We start from the raw sequence: 20177 nt of genomic DNA on the forward strand, positions 1-20177 counted from the left end.
TCATATCGTCACTCAACAACCTTAAGAAAGGCTTCCGATCATGCTCACTGTGGAACATGTCACCAAAACGTTCTCCGGCACCACCGTGCTCAGGGACATCAACCTTACGTTCGAACAGGGCGTGTACGGTCTGCTCGCGCCCAACGGCGCCGGCAAGTCCACGCTCATGAAGATGCTCGCCACGCTCCTGTTTCCCACGGACGGCTCCATCCGCTGGAACGGCGAGGACATCATCGCCATGGACGAACGCTACCGCGGCATACTCGGCTACCTGCCGCAGGATTTCGGCTACTATCCGAACTACTCGCCGCGCCAGTTCCTGCGCTACATCGCCGCGTTGCAGGGCGTACGGCACGCCCGGGCCGACAAGCGCATCGAACGGCTGCTCGGTCTGGTAGGACTCTCGGACGTGGCGGACAAGAAGATGAAGACCTTCTCCGGCGGCATGGTCCAGCGCGTCGGCATCGCGCAGGCGCTGATCGGCGAACCGCAGCTGCTCATTCTCGACGAGCCGACCGCAGGCCTCGACCCCAAGGAACGCGTGCGCTTCCGCAACATCATCCATGACCTGTCCGCGGACCGCATCGTGATCCTCTCCACGCACATCGTCTCCGATCTGGAAACGATCGCCGGGCGGATCATCATGCTCAAGAACGCACAGGTGCTGCGCTGCGACACGCCGGCCACCATCTGCGCCGAGCTCGAGGGACACATGTGGGAGATGCCCAGCGGCCTTCCGCTCGGCGAGGGGCAGAAACTGCTGAGCGAAGTGCAATACGGTACCGAAACCCGGCAGCGCATCTACTCGCTCCAGCCGCTCACGGCCAGCGAACGCATCGCGCAGGTCGCCCCCAACCTCGAGGACGCATTCCTCATGATCTACGGCGAGTGATCCCCATGACACGGCATGGAACATCGGCCTCGCCGCCCCGAACGGCAGGTACGGTCGGTACGGCAAGGATTTCGGTCGCGAAGGCCCGGAACGCGGGCGCCAAGGGACGGGCCGCCCGCTTGCCCCGCATCCGCGTGCGGAAGGACACCGCATCGGGAGACGCCACCAGAGCGGACGTCTACCGTTGGGAACTGCGCAAGATCGTCCGGTTCCCCGCACTGTGGGCGTTGCTGGCACTCTGTCTGGCGCTCAACTCATGGGCCATCCTCAGCTCCGCCGGCGGTCTGAGCGGCTGGCGTTCCGATCTGGCCTACACGGCGCAGGTGGCGCAACGGCTCGGCACCACCGTGGACGACCGGTTCGTCGCGGCGCTCGAAGCCGAGCCGGTCTCCGACGAGCGCGACGGGCTGCTGCACTACATCCAATCCGCGCTGGGACCGGGATACGCCGGATGGGACCCCATCGCAGCCGGAGACCGATACGCGGCCAAGCTCAACGATCAGGGGCACCCGCACCTCGCCCTGCAGATGCAGATCAAGGCGCAATGGATCCAGCCCAGGGCCGAGCATCTGGCCTCCGCCGGCCTGACGAACGACCTGCTTGCCGGACGGGTCACCACGCTGATGCATTCGGTCAACGCGACCCTGATCCAGGTGCTCCTGCTGGAAGGCATGGTCCTCGGCTCGCTCATCGTGCTCTACGCCGTCTGCGGCGAACGCTTCCACCGCATGACCGCGCTGACCAACGCCAGCCGCGCCGGGCGCAGACTCATGACGCGCAAACTCATCGTCGGCATCGGATGCGCACTCGCCGCCTACACCATCCTTGCCGCGGGCTTTGCGATTGCGTCGTTGCTGAGCTTCCGCATTCCCGGGCTATGGAGCGGCAACGTGTCGAGCCGCATGTTCGGCATGGCCACGGACGCCGGCCTGCAACCGTTCATCACCTGGACTGACTTCACCATGGGCGGCTACCTGCTCGCCATGCTCGCCCTGGGCGCGCTGTTCACGCTCGCCTTCACGCTGTTCGCCGGCGCACTCGGCATGGCTCTGGGCAACGTGCTCGCTGCGTTCGGCGGGGTGATGGGCTTCGCCGCCGCAGGACTCATTGCCATGATGTTCGTCTCCGACGCGCTGGCCTACCAGCTGCTCGGACTCCAACCGATGTACGCGCTCGCCAACGCGAACGCATGGTTCTCCGACATGGGCACGCACGCCGTGATCCCGTGGCAGGAAACCGTGGTGACGCTGATTTCCGCCATCTATTTCGCCATTGCGCTCATTGTGGCGCGCAAAGCATACTCGAGAAAGGACCTGACATGACCCGGACCACGAACTGGCGCACAACGTGGCGCGTCTTCCGTGCCGAAATGGGCAAGATCTGGCGGCCGTTGCCGCTGCTGGGCACGTTGGCCGTGCTCATCGTCGGATCGTTCTTCATCGTCAACTTCACCTACCTCCACAACGGAGGCGAGGATGTAGTGGCACAAAGCGCCGAATTCGGGCCGGTCTACGACGCGAAGGCGCAGCAGACCGTCCAAGCCGAACTGGACAAGGCCAGGGCGGCGTTCGCCGCCGACATGGCCGTCAGCACGCGGGCCACAGAGCTGGGCATCACCGACTACGCCGCCTATGAAGCATGGACCGATCGCATGTACTCGGAAGGCAAAGACACCGACCCGACGGTTACGAACTATGTCTTGGGGCTGGCATCCTACCGCAGAATCAATGGCCTCGAACTCATCCAAAGTCAGGCGGGCATCAGCCCGGACGCTCTGCGATCCCAGCTGCTGGGCCAGGCCTGCTACGACTTCCGCAACGCCGACGATTACCCGTGCGGTACGTTGCCCGCCACGGTGACGGCCCGCATCGACGACATCATAAGCCACTACAACCAGCGCAGTATACTCCAATACAACGTGGTCATGACCCTGCAGGACAGCGGCAAATGGATGCTCCTTACGGCCGCGCTCTGCGCCATGATCCTCACCGCCTTCCCCCTGACGCGCGACCGACAGCTTCGCATGACGGCCGTGCAATGGGCGTCCCGAACAGGCCGGGGCATCCGATCGACGCAGGTGCTGGCCATCGGCATCTCGGCGGCGCTGGTCGGACTGATCGTCGGAACGCTGTGGAACGTATGGCTCGGCGCACAGATGCGGCCGATCCTCGGCTACGGCATCGACTCGGCGATGTACCGGGACCCCGCATGGTTCGACGGCACCATCCTGCAATGGCTCGTCGCCTACACGCTGACCGCCATGCTGGCCGCCGCCGCATGCAGCCTGATTACGGTGTGGATCGTCAAGGCGCAGTCCAACGGCATCCGCATGCTGCTCATCACCGTTCCGCTCGCCGCCGCCATGGCCTGCCTCATCAACTTCGTGATCGGACCATACCTGTACCACTTCAGCAATCCGCTCGGGGGAAGGATCCCCGTCCCCGGCGCGGAGGCGATGGCACTGACGGCCATGCTCGCGCTTGCCGCCGCTCTGTGGACGGTCAGTGCCCGGCGGATTCGGCACTGCGAACTGCCGAACGATTGAGCGGCTTGTCGCCGTTCGGCGTGCCCTGCGGCAAGCCGACCGGTACACCAGAAGCCTGATTCCAAGGAAAGGAGACGAGTCATGTCGATGGGCCTGATACTCATGGAACTGCGCAAGATCTGGCGGCCGCTGCCGCTCGCCGGCATTGCGCTGGTGTGCGCGTTCGCGGCGCTGTTCATGATCGGCTCCTCGCCGTTGCTCGTACATGGAGGCGCTCCTGCCGGAGACGATGATCCGATCGCGGAAAGCACCGTGTACAGCTTGACGGTCGAAACCGCCAGACCGGAGCTTGAACGGCAATACCGGGAGCTCGTGCCGAAGGCCGATGCGCAGATAGCCGCCGTGCCCGCCGCCAAGGCAAAGGGCATTACGGACATGGCGGGTTTCGAACTATGGAACGCACGGTTTCCGCGCACGCCGAGCGACGAGGATGTGGCGCTGATCGACACGCTGACCGGCCTGCCGTCGGTCCAAGCGGTCAGTCGCATATCCGCGCTGCTGGAATCCACCGGCGACAGCCCCGAGGATTTCGCATCGCAGATCCGTAGCCGGGCCGCATCCTATCTGGGATTCGGCGACGTACCGCGCAGTCCGTTGCCGCCGTTGGCCAAACGACGCGTCGAACGGATTGCGGCCGCCTACGGTTCCCGCACCATGCTGGATCTCAACATTGAGTCGACGGTCACGGACAGCGCGCCCATAGTGTTCACCGCGATCGGCGTGAGCGTGATCATCCTCATCGCACCCATACTCACACGGGACCGGCAGCTGCACATCCGCCAGCTGCAATGGGCGTCGAAGACCGGACGGAACGCACTGGGGGCGCAGGTCATCGCCGTGGGTGTCTCCTGCGCGGCACTGTCGCTGGCGATCGCGGGACTGTGGGCGGCATGGGCGGCGAATGCGCTGCGGCCGTGCTTGGGCATCTCCCTGATCTCCTACAATCCGCCTCTCATCTGGTTCGACTGGACCGTCGGGCAGTATCTTGCGGCGGTGGTGCTGACCGCGGCACTGGCCGGCACGGCGAGCGGACTGCTGGCCGGCTGGATCATTCGCGCCCGGCCGAACATGATCCGTATGCTGATCGCGGCCATTCCGGTTGCCGTTGCGATCGGGGTCGTGCTGGACCGTGTGATCGGTCGGCAACCGTTCACGTTCGCCAACCCCATGGCGAAGTTCATCACCATACCGGGCGTGGAGCCGTTGGCGTTGCTTGCGGTGCTGCTGCTTGCGGCCGTGCTGTGGGCCGTTAGCGTGAGGAGGCTGGGCGGCAAGGAACTGCTCGAGTAGGCGGGGCGAATGTCGCGGCTTGAGCGGCGCGCGAGACAGGGACCTTACGATGCCGAACTACAGTGCCAGCACCACGAGCGCGGCCAGATATGCGGCGGCGGCCAGCATGGCGGCCACGTCGCGGCCGGCCACCGCCATCGCCCGGTAGTGCGTGCGCCCGGAGCCGCCCTCGTAGCAGCGGGCATCCAGCGCGCGGGACAGATTGTCTGCATGGCGTAGCGTGCCGGCGAACACCGGCACCACGATCGCGCTCATCGCCTTGGCCCGTTGCAGCGGCGAGCCGGTCTCGATGCTGCCGCCGCGAGCCGCCTGAGCGTCCGCGATCGCCTTTGCCTCGTCGGTCAATGTGGGAATGAACCGCAGGGCCAGCGACATGACCAGCGACAGCTCGTGCGTGTGCACGCCAAGCCGGGAAAGCGGCGAGAGCAGCGATTCGAACGCGTCGGTCATCTGCGTGGGCGTGGTGCGCGTCAGGAACACCGCGCCCAGCAGAATCACCAGCGCAAAACGCAGCACGTAGATCACCATCGTCCACAGGCCGTTGTCCGTAATGGTCACCGAACCGAATCGCCACACCGGCGTGCCCGTATGCACGAAGAACACGTTCACCGCGCCCGTCACCGCGAACAGCGCCAGAAACGGGTGCACCGCGCCCAGCAGACGCAACGGGTTGATGCGCGCTACGGTGATCGCCGCCCCCACCAGCACGGCTCCCGCAACCAGCTGCCAGCCGGAACGGATGGTGAACGCGGAGAACATGAGCACCAGCGTCAATGCCATTTTGACGCGCGGATCCATGCGGGACACCACGTCGGAGGATCGTTGGCCAATGCCGTGACCGTTGCCGGCAGACGGGACGGCGGGCGTAGAGTCCGGCCCTGCCGTGGCGGTGGCGGCGGCACGCGTGTGCGGTGCGGGCCGCCGATGCGACAGGTCGATCACCCGATCGGCCAGCGACAGCTCCTCGCGTGCATGCGTGATGAGCACGATCGTCACGCCCCGGGCGTGCAGCGTGCGGATGAGTTCGCGGATGCGCGCCGATGCCACCGCATCCAGACTGGCGGTCGGCTCGTCCATCACCAGAATGTCCGGCCGGCAGGCCATCACGCCCGCAATGGCCGCCAGACGCTGCTGGCCGCCCGACAGGTCGAACGGGGAACGATCCGCCAGATGCGCGATGCCCAACAGATCGAGCGCCGCGTCCACGCGGGATTCCACTTCGTCGGCGGATAACCCCTGATTGCGCGGACCGTAGGCCACATCCTCACGGACCGTGTCCGCGAACAGCTGACGCTCGGGATGCTGCATCACATAGCCCACATGCCGGCGAAGCTCGCGCCGTTCACGCTTGCCGGCATGCGCCACGTCGATGCCGTTGACCGTCACGCTGCCCGACTGCGGCTTGCCGAGCGCGCAGATCATGCGGGCCAGCGTGGACTTGCCTGTGCCGTTGCGGCCGATGAGCGCCACCGTCTCGCCGCGCGCCACGGTCAGATCGAGGTCGGCGAGTACCGGAACGTCGGGGGAGTAGGCGAAGGAGACATGACAGACCTCGATGGCGGGGACGGTGCCCGGCGCGCTCCGGACGCACGCACCCCCGTCGGTTGGGGAAGCGATCCGATCGGTGGATGCCTCGGCCGTGGCGCCGCGCATGTTCGGACGGCTGTCAGCTGACACGTTGTCATCCGGCATGCTGCCGGCCGGCCGGTCATCGGTCACGCGGCCGTCCGCCACAGTGACGATCCGCCCGCCCCGACGTGCCTCATCGGCGCTGTGCGTGATGTGCACGATCGTGGTGCCCCGCGTGTGCAGGCTGTCCAGAATGCGCAGAATGTCTGCCCGGGCGGCCGTGTCCAGCATGGCGGTCGGCTCGTCGAGGATGAGCAGCTCGGGGTCCATGGCGAGCATGCCAGCGATCGCGGAACGCTGCTGCTGCCCGCCGGACATGCGTGTGGGATCATCCGGCGCATGGTCCGCCATGTCCACGGCGGCCAAGGCCGTATCCACATGCCGGGCGATGTCCGTGCGCGCCATGCCGAGGTTCTCCGGGCCGAACGCCACATCATCCGCCAGTACCGTGGTGACGATCTGATCCTCCGGGTTCTGGAACACCATGCCGATGTGGTGCCGGGCGGCCCGGTATGCGTCCGGATGCGCACCGAGAGCGCTGCCGTCGGCGGCACTGCTTGCGCCGATCCCGGCGACGGACGGTCCGCTGAACACGCGGTGGCCGAGCAGTTCCACTGTGCCGTCGTCCGGGGCGGTGAGACCTGCCATGATGAGCGCCAGCGTCGACTTGCCGGAGCCGTTCGCTCCCACCACGCATACGTATTCACCGCGGCGGACGGTCAGATCAATGCCGTCCAGCGCCCACGAGGCAACGTCGTGGTAGCGGAAACGGACGCCGCGCAGACGGATGGCCGGCGTGGAATCGGGGAGCGGTGCGGAAGCGGGGGATGTCATGTCGGGGGATGTCACAGGTTCTTCCGTTCGGGACATAGGGGATGGCGGGGTGATGGCGATGACGGGGCGCGGGAGATGACGGGAGGTCGGGGTGACGAGGCGTTGATCGGCGACGACCGGCATCCGGTGGACGGATACGCGCGTGGGGCATGGCCCGACCGGTGGCGAATGCCCGGCGAAACCATGCCCCACGCTTGCGGTCACGAGGTGCTACGCGCGCTTGTCCAGCAGGTTGGAGATCGGCTTGTAGATCAGGAACGTGATCACGCCGTGGATCGCCATCTTGATGATGTTGAACGGCAGGAGGATCGGCACGATCATCGGCACCACGGCGGAGACCGGCATGTTGAAGTAGAAGGGCGAGACGATCAAATTGCCCACGATCGCGGCCGCGATGGCCACCACGGCGCCCACGACGATGCCGATCACGGCGCCCGTGCGGGTGCGCTTGGCCTTGTAGACGAACGCGGCCGGCAGGCTCAGCGCCAGCGAGACCAGAATGGCCATGGCGGCGCCCCACGGGTCCGTGAACACATGCGGCACGAAGCCGAGCACGGACACGATGGCCGCGGCGGCCGGGCCGTACGCGAAGCCCGCGACCAGGGCCACGATGCCGGAGGGATCGTACTTGAGCCACTGCACGCCGGGCAGGATGGGGAATTCGACGAAGCTCAGCACAATGGTGAGCGCGACGAACAGCGCATACACGGCGATGCGCTTGGTGGACCAGCGTCCGGAATCCGAGACGCCGGTGGAATGATTGGAGGTAGGCGAAGACACGCTCATATGAGCACCCCGTTTCTTCCATCCGGACTGTAACCGTTGGCCCCGGAATCCCACCGGATCAGCCGCTTTCGCGGGTCGCGGGCTTGGGCGTCAATCCCGTTGTGAATGCCGGGGCCGCCGTTACCGCCAGTAAGGAATTTCACCTTCCCTGAAACTTGCAGTCGCCACTATACACCATGCGTGGACGGGCGCGTCGGTAATGTCCGCCGTGGGAGACCGGGAGACCGGGAGACCGGGAGATCGAGAGATCGGAGAAACATCCCCGGGTCTCAGCCCTCCACGGCGCGAACCGCCTGCGCCGCCTCGGGTTCGGCAGCCAGCAGCTCGGCGTTCGGGGCCGGGCGCGATCCCAGCGCCTCGCGCAGTCCCTCCGCCCCGCTGCGGCGCAGCAGCGCGCGATCGGACGAACGGGCGAAGGTCAGCACCCATCGGCGCACGGTCTTGAGCAGGAACTCCACGTACTCGGGTGCGGTGAAGTCCTGCGCGCACCAGCGCATCATCCACAGCTTGTTGCGCACCTCGAAGCGGAAGCGCATGCCGGGGTCGGCGTCCGACGAGCCAAACACCTTGGTCTTGTGCACCACCTCGCTGGACGGCACGTAGTAGCCCAGCGACCGCTTCAGCAGCCGCGTGGTGAACTCGAAGTCGTCGTTCCACAGGAAGAAGGCGGTTCTGGGCAGAGCGCGCAGGGCCGCCATGGCGTGCGCGTCCACCAGGCAGGAGACGAAGGACATGGAACGGGCCTGGAATGCGCCCTCGCAGCCGGGCAGATCCCGTTCGCCGCGGAACGTCCATGTGCGCGGGCGGGGGCGGCTCATCGGGTGCTCGCGGCCGTCCACCCACAGCGTCTTCGACCCCAGAACCGTCGGCAGCTCGCCGTTGGCGTCGCGGCATGCCTGGGCGGCCTTGAGCAGTTCGTTGAGAGCGGTGGGCGTGGGGATCGTGTCGTCGTCCATCACCCACAGGAAGTCGGGTTGGGGCGTGGACTGCAGCGCCATCGCCATGCCGGCGCAGAAACCGCCCGCACCGCCGTAGTTGCGCGTGAGCTCCACCACGCGTGCGCCCACCGGATGTGCCTTGGCCACATCGGCCGCATCGTCCGTGCTGGCGTTGTCGATCGCAATCACATGGTCCGCCGGGCGGTTCTGCGCCATGATCCCGTCCAAGCACTCCTTCAGGAGCTGCGGGCGATTGTACGAAACGACTACTGCGGTAACGGTTGCTGTGTTCACAGCGTCATTATAACGACCGGGCTATCGGTCGGTCCGCCCGTACACGTTTGATCCGGGTGACCGGCTTCAAGCAGCCGGGGCCGCGCTAGGATGGGCCTCATGCAAGATTTTTCGGTGCTGCTGCCCGTCTATGGCGGCGATTCCCCGATGTTCTTCCGCCGTGCGGTGGAATCCAATACGATCGAACAGACCAGGCGCCCGGCCCAGTTGGTGGTGGTGCGCGACGGCGAGGTGCCGGCCCCGATCGAGAACCTTTTGACCCGTCTGCCGGACATGCTTGGGGCCGTGGGCATCCGGGTGGATGTGGTGAGGCTGCCGCAGTCGGGCGGTCTGGCCGCGGCCCTCAACGCGGGGCTCAAGGTGTGCGCGCACGATCTGGTGGCCCGCGCGGACGCCGACGACATCGCGCTGCCCAACCGCTACGCCGTGGAGATCCCCGTGCTGGAGGCCGGAGCGGATGTGGTCGGCTCGTCGATCCAGGAGTTCGCGGAGCGTGAAGGGAAGGTGGAACGCGGTCAGGTCCGCACCCTGCCCGCGGGAGGGCCGGAGCTGAAGCGGTATGCGCGCATGCAGTCGCCGCTGCACCATCCCAGCGTGGCCTTCCGGCGCAGCGTGGTGATGGACGCCGGGGGATACCCCGAGCATGCCGGGCGGTTCGAGGACTATCTGCTGTGGGCTCGTCTGATCCTGCGCGGCGCCGATCTGCGCAACGTGCAGGACGTGCTGGTGCTGTACCGCGTGGATGCCGGCGCGTACGCCCGGCGCGGGGGATGGTCGATGTTCCTTGGAGAGTTGGGCCTGCAGCGGGCGTTTCTGGGTATGGGGTTTGTGACGGTTCCGCAGTTCATCCGAAACGTAGCCGTGCGGGCCGTCTACCGGCTGGTGCCCACGGGGCCGCGCCGGTGGGCGTACCGTGCGGTGGTGGCGCTCAGGGGCAGGTAGGCCGTGGTTTTGGGCCTATTTTGCAAAGTGGGGGCGGATTTGGAGATCTGCATGACGATATACATCACAGTGGGGGCGTCCTGACAGGCCGCAACAAGGCCGAAAGGCCTGAGAATGGGCCTTCGGATATCCGAAAGCCCGCCAATGGCTCAACTTGGACGCCCCCACTATGATGTATAGCGCTGTGCAAAGGGCCAAATCCGCCCCCACTTCGCGAGAAAGCTACGCGAAAGGCCCATTCGCCCAAGCACAGGCTCGAGCGAATGGGCCTTCTCATGTCAATGGCGCGATGGCCGTCACTGCTTGATGAACATCGCTCCGTTCCCCCAGCCCCATTCGCCGGAGCCGGCGCCGATCTGGAAGTGCAGCTTGGCGATGCCCAGATCGTTCGTCGCGGTGGGGCCGTTGAGCTCGGGGTCGATCTGCGCGATCGCCGTGCCGGTCTGCGGATCCCAGGAGAACAGGATCGGCTGGCCATTGCGGGCGCTGGGCGCCTTGCGCGCGGCCTCCACGCCGGCCTTGAACCAGTCGGGGGCGGCCTCGCGTGCCTCGGCTGACATGGTGCGGGTGAACGCCTCGTACGACTTGGATTCGCGGTGCGTGCGCTGGATTTCGGCGAGCTCCTCGAACTTCTTGGACGTGTACGTCAGGTGGTGCTCCGGATGGCCGATCACCACGCCCATGTAGAGCTCCTTGCTGCGGCCGGTCTGGCAGTGCCTGGCCGCCTCTTCGCGGTTCCAGCTGCCGCCCACCCAGCAGGTGCCGAGGCCGTACAGCGTGGCGGCAAGCACCACGCGCTCGGCGTAGAAGCCGGCCTTCTCGCGGGCTTCGTCGTTGTCCTTCGGACCCACGAGCGCGAGATAGTTGGCCGCATTGGTGAAGTGGCCGGAGGCGTTGGCGTCCGCGAAGACCTTCGGCTGGTCAAGCACGAGCTGGATGTCGAGTCCGGAAAGCATGTTGATCGCGTCCAGCGTCATGCGGAGCTGCCGGGCCTGATCCTCTGCGATCTCGTCCGGGTCGTAGGCGCGAATGGAGGTGCGGATATCGATGGCGTCAATGAGTTGCGTATGTTCCATGATCTCCATTATCCCCGCACCGCCCGCGTTGGCGTGCCCGCCGCGCGGGATGTGACCAAGATCTCGTCTCGGGTTGGACGGTTTGCCTATTGAAAACGATCGCGATGGTGAAAACGATTGCAGTCATCTTGCGCGTCGAGCCGGCGCGGCGCGTTAGAATCATCGTACCGGTTCGTTGCACACACCTCCAACCCAAAGGAGATCGAAGATGATTGAAACAGCTCAGGCTTTCGGCGTCGACATTGGCGGTTCCGGCATCAAGGGTGCGCCCGTCGATCTGGAAAAGGGCGACTTCGCCGAGCCCCGACTCAAGATCCTCACCCCCGAAGAGTCCACGCCAGACGCGGTGGGCGCGATCGTCAAGCAGCTGCTCGACCACTTCGAGGTGCCCGCGGACGCCCCGGTCGGCATTGCATTCCCGGCCCCCATCAAGCCCGGCAAGCCCCTTGACTTCATGGCCAACCTCGACCAGTCCTGGATCGGCGTGGATGTGCAGAAGTGCTTCTCCGACGCCTGCGGCCGCCCGGTCACCGTTGTGAACGACGCCGACGCCGCCGGTCTCGCCGAGGTCCAGTTCGGTGCCGCGAAGGGCCAGGACGGCCTCGTGATCGCCACCACGCTGGGTACCGGCATCGGCACCGCCCTCATCTACAACGGCGTGCTGATCCCGAACTCCGAGCTGGGCCACCTCGAACTGCTCAAGGGCAAGGGCGACGCCGAAAAGTACGCGGCCGCCTCCATTCGCGAGAAGGAGAGCCTGGGCTACAAGCGGTGGGCCAAGCGACTGACCAAGTACTACGGGCTCATGGAGCACTACTTCAACCCGGATCTGTTCGTGGTCGGCGGCGGCGTGAGCCGCATGAGCGAGAAGTTCCTGCCGTACATCGACATCAAGACCCCCATTGTGCCGGCCAAGCTGCGCAACTCCGCCGGCATCGTCGGCGCCGCGTACTACGCCAGCACCAAGAAGTAGCCGCATCCGCTGCGGCTGTCGCAAGGGCCCTTCACGCCACGTCGGATAAGCGTGGAGGGAAGGGCCCTTGCCGTATCCTCGCGCTAGGGTGGGGCGCATGACCGTTCACTTTTCCAAGCGCGTGGGACCGCGCGCCCTCAACCCCATCGCCATCGCCGAACTCGACGCCCGCGGACGCGGTGTGGCGCTGGGCAAGCTCAACGACTCCAACCCCACCCGCCACGGCCTGAGCTCCGCCGAGGTGCCGTGGACGTATTCCGCCGAACCGCGCGGCCCGCATCATGCACGCGAGCTGCTGGCGCGTCATCTGACGCAGCTGCATGCCATGGAGGGCGGCTTCGCCATGACCGATGGGCCGGCTGTGTCCGAAGTGGATCCGGACGATCTGTACCTGCTGAGTTCCACCTCCGAGGCGTACTCGTGGCTCATCAAGCTCCTGTGCGACGCCGGCGATGCGGTGCTGGCGCCCAAGCCCGGCTATCCGCTCATCGAGTCCATCGCCGGTCTTGAGTGTGTGGATGCAATTGAGTATCAGTTGTTGTTCGATGGCTCATGGATGATCGACGTGGCGGGCATCGAGTCGCTGCTGGACGGACCCGACTGCGGCCGCATTCGGGCGCTGGTGCTCATCAATCCCAACAACCCCTCCGGCTCCTATGTGAAGCCCGGCGAACGCGAGAGGATCGTGGAGCTGTGCCGCGACCACGGCATCGCGCTGATCGCCGACGAGGTGTTCTTCGGCTACCCGCTGGAACCGTTCGCCGGCAATGCGCGCCTGGCCGGGGAGACGGGCGTGCTCACCTTCGCGCTGGACGGCTTCTCCAAAATGCTGGCCGCGCCGAACGCCAAGGTGGGATGGATCCAGGTCTCCGGTCCCGCGGACGATGTAGCGGAGGCCAAGCGCCGGCTTGATGTGATCGCCGACGACTACCTGCCCATGAGCGACATCATCGCAAGCCGCATGGAGTCGCTGCTCGCTGTGGCTGGGGAGCAGACCGCGCTGGTCCTCGAACGCGTTCGAGGCAATATGGCGCGATTGCACGGGCTGCTGGACGCCGATTCGGCCGGTCTGGTCTCCGTCCTGCGCGCGGAGGGCGGCTGGAACGTGTTGCTGCGCTTCCCGAGCGTGATCGACGAGAACGAGCTGGTGCTCACGCTGATCGAGAACTATCACCTCACCGGCCAGCCGGGGTATTTCTTCGACATGACGTCGAATGGGTATCTGGCCGTCTCCCTGCTGCCCGAGCCGGACGAGTTCGAATCGAACGTTCGAGCCGTGCTGGACACGGTGAACCGGCTGCTGGGGGAGTGAAGACGAGAGAATAAGGGATGCGGGAGTAGAAGTCGCCGGCCGGCATCAATGGGCCGCCGGCCGGCACCCGCAAGCCCCCCGGTTCGCTCAGCGCTTGCGCATCGCCTCGGCCTTGCGGCGGATCAGATCTTCGTAGAACGCCACCGCATCGTCCGGTGAGCCGTCGAAGACCAGCTGGTGCTCGTCAAGCACCAGCACGCGGCCGATCATGTATTCGGGGCGACGGATCAGATCGGTGTCGTGCGTGGCGAACACCACCTGCTTGTCGTAGCTGAACAGCGCGGCCGCCACATGCGCGGAACCCACCTCGTCCAGTCCCTTGGTGGGCTCGTCGGCCACGATCGCCGCCGGGTTGAACACCAGCGCCGCGGCGATGGCCAGCAGATGGCGCTTTTCGGAATCTAGCTCGGAGGCACCACGGCGGGCGCTGTCCGCCAGCTTGAAGTGCGCCAGCAGGTTGCCCACGATCGCATTGCGTTCGCCCTCGGCCACCTTGCGCTTCTTGAGCGGCGCGGTGAGCGCCTCGGAGATGTCCTTGGCCTGATAGAAGGCGTTGGGGATCTCCTCGCGGCGCACGCGGCCCACCAGCTGCTCCACGCGCTTCAGATCGCGCTTGGAGGACGTGCTGAGCGTCTCGTCGCCCACGGTGATCTGGACGCCCTCGGCTGGCACCAGCGCACCGTCGAGGAGTTTGAGCAGCGTGGTTTTGCCGGAGCCGTTGAGGCCGATCACCGCGACGCGCTTGTCCTGCGTGGAGATGTCCAGCGTGGTGCGCAGCAGCCCCACGCCGCCGCCCTCATAGGTGTAGCCCACATTGGGCAGACGGAAGGCCGCCGCATCCGGATGGTTCTGGAATGACTCGCTTTTGCGCAGAAAATCGAACAGCATGCATCCAGTATGGCACGCGAAGTGTGAACGGGGACCGACTGCGAGGTGAATCCGGGGTTTACAGCGCCTTGAACCAGGATCCGAACGAGGTCCACAGATCGGCCACGAGACGGTACATGGAATCCTGACGGCCCACCACGAAGTAGGACAGGAACGTCACGGCGGCCGTGGCCACCGTAAGGGCGATCACGATCATGATCATCCGGCGCTGTCCCAGAGGCATCGAACGTTCGATGCGCCCGCCGGCGGCAAGCAGATCGTCAGCCGCCGGTGTGAAGTCCATGAACGCCAGCATGGCGAACAGCACGGCCAGCGTGATCAGCCAGCTGAAATCGGTCATATAGCGCCAGCCGAAGCCGGCCTTCTGCGCGTCGAACAGCATCACCAGGGCGGCGCAGGCCAGCGCGGTCCAGCCGAAGCCCCACAGGTGCCGGCCATGCAGGCGCCGGCGCAGGAACGGGAAGGCGACCACCAGCACGAGCAGCGGGATCGCGAAGAAGATGCCGCCGATCGACGGCTCCATGTACTGCCAGTTGATGTACGGCGACGGGCTGATGGCCAGGAACGGGAACACGTCGATGAACCTGGGTGGCAGGAACAGGAAGTAGAACAGCGTCAGCGGCAGGTCGCCGATGGGCGCCTTGTAGTGCGTCAGATCGATGACCGTCATCTGGTAGTCGTTGCCGAAGTCGAGGAACGAGCCGAACCGCCAGTGGTTGTACCACAGCAGCGGCAGGGCCACGGCGAGGGCCGGCAGCACCATGGCGGCAACCGGCTTGACGATCTCGGCCACGCCCATCGTGCGGGCCCTCACGCCGGCGATGATGTCCTTGATGTCCTGCCAGAAGATGGGGAAGGCGAGCAGCGCGGCGAACACGTACATCGTGCGGCATCCGAGGTTCGCGGCGATGCACAGCGCGCCGAAGCCGACGCGGACCATGGACAGCCGTCCGTCCGGCCGCTTGGCGCCCAGCCACAGCCACAGGCCCAGCGTGGTGACCAGCAGGGAGGAGGTCATCGGCACCGCATAGAAGTTGCTGCGGTAGCACAGATAGGGCACGTTCGCGCCGGCCGTGAACACCAGGATCGCCAGTCCGGTGGCCCCCAGCGAGGCTCCCGGGAAGTAGCGGCGGATGATGCGCACCACCAGAAGCGAGCCGAAGACCAGCGCGCCGAACATCATCCACGCCAGCGCGGTGGCCGTGGGCAGCATGCCGCCCGTGATGGCCTGATACGGCAGATAGAGCAATACGGCCGGGATCGCGCCGAAGTACGAATACCAGTGGCCGTTGAAGAACACGTAATCCCAGTACACCGGGTGGACGCCGGACTGGACGAGCCGGTTGCGAGTGGCGATGTCCAGCGGGTTGTCCGCCGCCGCAAGCTCCTGCGGCACCGGCAGATCGAGCCACGGCTGGCCCTTGAGGATGGAGTCGGCCAGATGCGCGTACTGGTCGAAGTCATAGGTGAACTGGCCGGGATGGTGGTAGACGCCGGGGGAGAAGAACCATACGTTGCCCACGGTGATGGACAGCGCCACGATCGCCGCGGGTGCGAGCAGACCGGCCAGGGCCCACCGTTGGCCGCGCGAATGGGTGTCCAGCGGGATGCGCCACAGCGCGGAGGACGGGCGGAACACGATGAGGAACGCGGCCACCAACGCCATCGCGAGCAGCCTGATGGGGCTTAGGTTGAGCGGCACGCGGGCGTTCACGGTCATCGACGTGAAGCGGATCTTGCTGCCGGCCGGCTCCTGGAACCACAGTCGCACGGCCTGGGCGTTGCCGTCCGAGGCGCGGTTGGCCAGATAGTTCGACTCCTCGATGTTCGCGTTGTAGTAGTCGGCGCGGTTGGCCCGCCACTGGCCGTCCACCAGCACGTCCATGCGCACGTTGGTCATGGACAGCGTCTCGTTGGCGTTGTCGTACGTGTCGTCCAGCAGCGCCAGCCCCCAGGAGTCCTTGGGCCGGCTGTCCTGCGTGGTCTGCCGGGCGTCCTGCAGCATCTCGTCCCACGAGCCCTCGGCGTCCACGTGCACATAGGAGACCGGCGTGTCCACGCCGTCGACCTGCACGTACGCCTGGGTGGGATCGGTGATCTCGTACGCGCCGGAGCCCCGGACCGCCAGACCCGCGCCCACGGTGGACGCGTCGTTGGTCAGGGGCTCGGCGGAGGACAGCGAGCGCCAGTGGGGCAGATTGAAGACGAACAGCTCCACCAGCACGATGACCAGCGCCGCGATCCAGATGGGCCGGGTGCGTCGGTTGAACAGGCGTGTCATGGGTTCGGCTTCCTCCGTCCGTTGTCTCGTGCCGTTTTTCTCAGGGCGTCATGTCTGGCTGCAATGGGAACATCAGACCATGTCTCAAAAGCCCCAGTATATGAACATCGCCGGATTGCGGCATCTCATCGACCGGCTCAGGGGGCACTCGGGCGGAGGCGTGAACGCCAGCGCGTTCTCCGACGCGCTCGAATCCGTGGAGGCGAAGCGCCGCGGCGGAGGAGCCGCGGACATGGTCGCCGAACTGACCCGCCATTCCCGCCCGCTCGGTCCCCTGGTCAAGCGCCATGTGTTCGATCATGGCATCGACGGCGTGCCGGCGGGGCTGAAGCTCGGATGGGCCCAGCTGCCCGAACTGCGCGGCCGGGGCTTCTCCCTGGGCGTGTTCTGCGGCAAGCGCGACGCCAACTACGCGCAGATCGCCTTCGCCGACGATCAGGGCCGCGTGTTCGTGACCACCGATCCGAAAGCGGACGTGCACGACATGTCCCCGCGCTTCATGCTCGGCAAGGAGGGCACGGTCAAGCTGCCCTATGGCCGCCGCTTCGGCAAACCGGATCAGGGCGCCAAAACGGTGGAGGCGCTCACCGGCTCCGTGGCCGGTCGGGACGACAACGGCCGCATGAACTGGCTAGCCTCATGGCTCAAGGTGGACGGGCGGTACACGCTCGAGCAGATGCGTCCCAACCTGCCGGACGATCTTCGCTACGACCTCGAATACCGGGACGCCATCGCGATCGCGTTCTTCAGCACGTACATGCTGCCGCAGATCCACGGCCTGCTCATCGGCTTCGGATCGGGCAACATCTTCCGCCGTCTCAACCGCGAGGCGCCCATCGGCGCGATCCGCCGGAGCGTGCGGGACACCCTGGAGGCCCGTTCCAAGGGCATGCGCGCCTCCGGGCTTGAGGACCATTTCGCCGACCTCATGCGCGAGGCCGGCGCCCTGGGCGATGTGACCGGTCTGGAGGCCATGCACGGCGCCGAACCGCTGCACCTGTACACGTCCAGCTATTCGGGCGGCTACTTCTTCGGCTGGGATTCCTCGCTCGCCTTCCCCGCGGCGCTCAAGTCCCTCAAGATCGAGGGCAACCTCAACCGCTTCGCATCGGTGAGCTCGTGGCTGGAGCGCAACGCGTCGATCGGGGCGTTCCCCACCGAGGACACGGTCACCCGGGCCGAGGCCGCGCAGATCGACCAGGCCCTGCTCGCCAACCCGGCGCTGATCGCTCTGGGCACGGAGGACTACGCGCCCGACTTCGACCCGGTCCACGACAACGGCGTGCCCGCCGCGTGGCGCATGGTGGACGTGGCGCGCAGGACGGCCGCGAAGATCCGCGAGGCCAACCCCAGCCCGTTCGCGGGCGGAGACGGCGCGACCGGCAAGGCCGACGGCGGGGCGTCCGAATGGGTGTACCGCCAGACGCTGGGCGAGCTTGTGCGCCGCCTGCGCCTGCCCTACCGCTTCGACGTGGAATTCCGCTCCAATCTCGCCGAGGGGACCGCGGCGCTGGGCTTCACCACCGCCGGAACCGCCATGATGCCCTCGTCGCGCTACGACGAGGCCCACCACCAGTGGGTGCAGCTGTCCGACGCCGTGCGCGCCCAGATGTCCGCCGCATACAACCTGCGCGTGGGCCTGATCATGGCCGCGCTGAGCTTCGGCGCGGACGAGCGTGTCAGGGAGGTGTCCCTGCGCATCGATTCGATCGGCCTGGAGGAGGCCGTGGCCGAGCAGGATTCGGCGATTAGCGAGATGATGCAGCAGGCGCTCGCCACCTTCGAGCGCATGCGCGCCGGATCGCTGGGCGCCCCCGGCCCCAAGGCCGGCCCGAAGGACGGCGACATCCACGGCGATCCGTCGCAGCCGCTCGTCTCCGGGGACGACGACGCCTCCGACGAGGACGGCGACGACAAGGTCAACGCCGAATTCCGCAGCCTCATGCAGGGCGCCGATCTGGACGAGACGCTGTTCGCGTCCCCCGCTCCGGGCTCCAACACGGATTCGGGCGAGGGCAGTGGCGCCTCCGGACTCGTCAGCCGCGTCGGCGACGAGGTGTTGGACGATGATGACGATGACATGGGCGATGCCCTGGACGACGATATGGACGACTACGACGACCAGGACGACGACAGCGACGACCCGATGGCGATCCTGCGCCGCAACCCCTCCGTGCGCAATCTGGTGAACGTCACCTTCCAGCGCGATCGGTTCCTTGAGCACCTGCGGCTGGAGGGCCTTGAGCATCCGCTCGACTTCTACCGCATGTTCCGGGCCGTGATGGAGCCGGACGCGCGCGGCGAGCTCACGCCCGTCACCTCCGACTTCGACCTGTCCGACGCCCGGTTCGCGCCGCACGGCTCGCAGGAGGAACCGGAGCTGTCCACCGCGCTGCTGGACCCGGTCAGCGAGCGGATCCTCGGATGCGAGGACACCATCGGGCTGGCCATCCAGCGCGAGGACCTGCTGCAGCGGGCCGTGGCGGACTTCCACCGGATCGCGGCCGACGAGTCGCTGCCGTCGGTGTCCAAGGCCCAGCACGCCATGGCGATCGTCAACCGGCTGGCGGATCCCGAGCTCACCGGCATGGCCACCCAGGTCACCAGCGCGCTGATCGACGGCAAGGACACCCCCGAGCTCGCGTTCGATCTGGCCAAGAGCTTGGACCGCGACCGGCTCAAGGCCCGCGACCAGCTGTTCAACGGACAGACCGATCAGGCCATCGAGACGATCGAGGCGTCCCTCAAGCGCATGGACGACGCCTTCGCCGCCCACGGCGTGCCCCGCTACTTCAACTCCTACGCGGAGCGTGTGGTCTACAACCGCCTGTTCGCCACGCCCGGCGAAACCACCGTGCTGATCCCGGACAACCTGTTCTATGCGCATATGGAGCTCGCGGACGTGCTCGCCCAGATCAAGGGCGCCGCGGCCGCCCTGCCACACCTGAACCGCATGGTCTCCTACGCGCCGGCCTATCCGCTCTCGCACATGAGGCTCAGCCTGCAGCTGGCCCGCAACGAGGACTGGGACTCCGCCCGGGCCGCATGCCTGAACGCGCTGCGCGTCTCACTCGACCGCGACGACGCCGCCTTCGCCTACTACCGCTTCGCCTATGCGGCGTGGATGCGCGATGAGTTCGATGTGGCGGCCGCCGCCTACATCATGAGCGATCACATCTCGTCCGGGGCCATAAGCGCGCTGGAGGGGGAGCTGCAGGAGCTCGTCGCCCGCGCCGACTCGCAGTGCGTGCCGGTGCCCAGAGACGTGCAGGAGGCCCAGCAGGTGCTGCGCGCGCACGACCTGCCGGTCTGGCCGCACACCGAGGTGGCCGCGATCGTGCGCGAGGCCGCCCGCGCCACCGTGGACCGTGGCATGTTTGTGCCCGCCCGCACGCTCACCGTGGCGGCGGCCCGCATGAACGACGGCGACGACCGCGGCGTGGACGCCGTGCAGGCCCAGTTCCTGCGCTCGCTCAACGCGTGACGATTGCTACCAT

The 20177-nt window shown here is 66.5% G+C and carries 14 protein-coding genes, 2 pseudogenes and 1 riboswitch; of the genes and pseudogenes, 8 read left to right on the forward strand and 8 right to left on the reverse strand.

From position 1 onward, the window contains the following. Positions 1 to 40: 40 nt before the first annotated feature. From EMO90_RS00090 to EMO90_RS00105, 4 genes are all read left to right on the forward strand, one after another. Positions 41 to 892 carry an ABC transporter ATP-binding protein gene (locus EMO90_RS00090; RefSeq protein ID WP_150353234.1) on the forward strand — a complete coding sequence of 284 codons (852 nt, stop codon included), beginning with the start codon at positions 41 to 43 and terminating at the stop codon, positions 890 to 892. A 119-nt stretch (positions 893 to 1011) separates the two neighbouring features. Continuing rightward, positions 1012 to 2214 (forward strand): hypothetical protein, encoded by a 1203-nt coding sequence (locus EMO90_RS00095; protein ID WP_150353233.1) that lies wholly within the window; start codon positions 1012 to 1014, stop codon positions 2212 to 2214. Continuing rightward, the gene (locus EMO90_RS00100) at positions 2211 to 3437 is read left to right on the forward strand and encodes a hypothetical protein (protein WP_150353232.1); all 1227 of its coding nucleotides are present in this window, start codon (positions 2211 to 2213) and stop codon (positions 3435 to 3437) included. The genes EMO90_RS00095 and EMO90_RS00100 overlap by 4 nt, the downstream gene beginning before the upstream one ends. 81 nt (positions 3438 to 3518) lie before the next feature. Continuing rightward, on the forward strand, positions 3519 to 4727 hold the full coding sequence (locus EMO90_RS00105; RefSeq protein WP_150353231.1) for a hypothetical protein: 1209 nt from the start codon (positions 3519 to 3521) through the stop codon (positions 4725 to 4727). A 57-nt stretch (positions 4728 to 4784) separates the two neighbouring features. On the opposite strand, the gene EMO90_RS12795 is transcribed toward EMO90_RS00105, so the two are convergent. The 5 genes and pseudogenes from EMO90_RS12795 to EMO90_RS00120 form a co-directional block, all read right to left on the reverse strand. Then, complete coding sequence (locus EMO90_RS12795; RefSeq protein ID WP_449495022.1) at positions 4785 to 5669, reverse strand: energy-coupling factor transporter transmembrane component T family protein; 885 nt, start codon at positions 5667 to 5669, stop codon at positions 4785 to 4787. Beyond that, positions 5670 to 6419, reverse strand: a pseudogene (locus EMO90_RS12800) (energy-coupling factor ABC transporter ATP-binding protein); the annotation flags it as partial. 30 nt (positions 6420 to 6449) lie between these two features. Further along, positions 6450 to 7313 (reverse strand): annotated as a pseudogene (locus EMO90_RS12805) (energy-coupling factor ABC transporter ATP-binding protein); the annotation flags it as partial. Positions 7314 to 7400: 87 nt separating this feature from the next. Next, entirely contained in the window at positions 7401 to 7976 is a 576-nt protein-coding gene (locus tag EMO90_RS00115; protein WP_150353229.1) for an ECF transporter S component, read from the reverse strand. 6 nt (positions 7977 to 7982) lie between these two features. Further along, positions 7983 to 8136, reverse strand: a riboswitch (FMN riboswitch). A gap of 109 nt (positions 8137 to 8245) precedes the next feature. After that, positions 8246 to 9208: a glycosyltransferase gene (locus tag EMO90_RS00120; RefSeq protein WP_150353228.1), complete on the reverse strand. Its 963-nt coding sequence runs from the start codon at positions 9206 to 9208 to the stop codon at positions 8246 to 8248. A 99-nt stretch (positions 9209 to 9307) separates the two neighbouring features. Between EMO90_RS00120 and EMO90_RS00125 the strand changes: the two genes are divergently transcribed. Then, on the forward strand, positions 9308 to 10150 hold the full coding sequence (locus EMO90_RS00125; protein ID WP_223849658.1) for a glycosyltransferase: 843 nt from the start codon (positions 9308 to 9310) through the stop codon (positions 10148 to 10150). A 296-nt stretch (positions 10151 to 10446) separates the two neighbouring features. On the opposite strand, the gene EMO90_RS00130 is transcribed toward EMO90_RS00125, so the two are convergent. Beyond that, positions 10447 to 11229, reverse strand: a complete 783-nt coding sequence (locus EMO90_RS00130; RefSeq protein WP_150353320.1) for a nitroreductase family protein — start codon at positions 11227 to 11229, stop codon at positions 10447 to 10449. Between the two features lie 205 nt (positions 11230 to 11434). Here EMO90_RS00130 and ppgK point away from each other — a divergent pair, with 205 nt between their 5' ends. Together ppgK and EMO90_RS00140 are read left to right on the forward strand one after the other, a co-directional pair. Continuing rightward, on the forward strand, positions 11435 to 12199 hold the full coding sequence (gene ppgK, locus EMO90_RS00135; RefSeq protein WP_150353226.1) for a polyphosphate--glucose phosphotransferase: 765 nt from the start codon (positions 11435 to 11437) through the stop codon (positions 12197 to 12199). A 97-nt stretch (positions 12200 to 12296) separates the two neighbouring features. Further along, entirely contained in the window at positions 12297 to 13511 is a 1215-nt protein-coding gene (locus tag EMO90_RS00140; RefSeq protein WP_150353225.1) for a pyridoxal phosphate-dependent aminotransferase, read from the forward strand. A gap of 87 nt (positions 13512 to 13598) precedes the next feature. On the opposite strand, the gene EMO90_RS00145 is transcribed toward EMO90_RS00140, so the two are convergent. Both EMO90_RS00145 and EMO90_RS00150 read right to left on the reverse strand, forming a co-directional pair. Further along, positions 13599 to 14399 (reverse strand): ATP-binding cassette domain-containing protein, encoded by an 801-nt coding sequence (locus EMO90_RS00145; RefSeq protein ID WP_150353224.1) that lies wholly within the window; start codon positions 14397 to 14399, stop codon positions 13599 to 13601. A 58-nt stretch (positions 14400 to 14457) separates the two neighbouring features. Next, on the reverse strand, positions 14458 to 16680 hold the full coding sequence (locus tag EMO90_RS00150) for a hypothetical protein (RefSeq protein ID WP_150353223.1): 2223 nt from the start codon (positions 16678 to 16680) through the stop codon (positions 14458 to 14460). 79 nt (positions 16681 to 16759) lie between these two features. On the opposite strand from EMO90_RS00150, the gene EMO90_RS00155 reads away from it, so the two are divergent. Then, positions 16760 to 20164: a tetratricopeptide repeat protein gene (locus EMO90_RS00155; RefSeq protein ID WP_150353222.1), complete on the forward strand. Its 3405-nt coding sequence runs from the start codon at positions 16760 to 16762 to the stop codon at positions 20162 to 20164. The last annotated feature ends 13 nt before the right edge of the window (positions 20165 to 20177 follow it).

This window comes from Bifidobacterium vespertilionis, from assembly GCF_008698145.1.
Classification (GTDB): Bacteria; Actinomycetota; Actinomycetes; order Actinomycetales; family Bifidobacteriaceae; genus Bifidobacterium; species Bifidobacterium vespertilionis.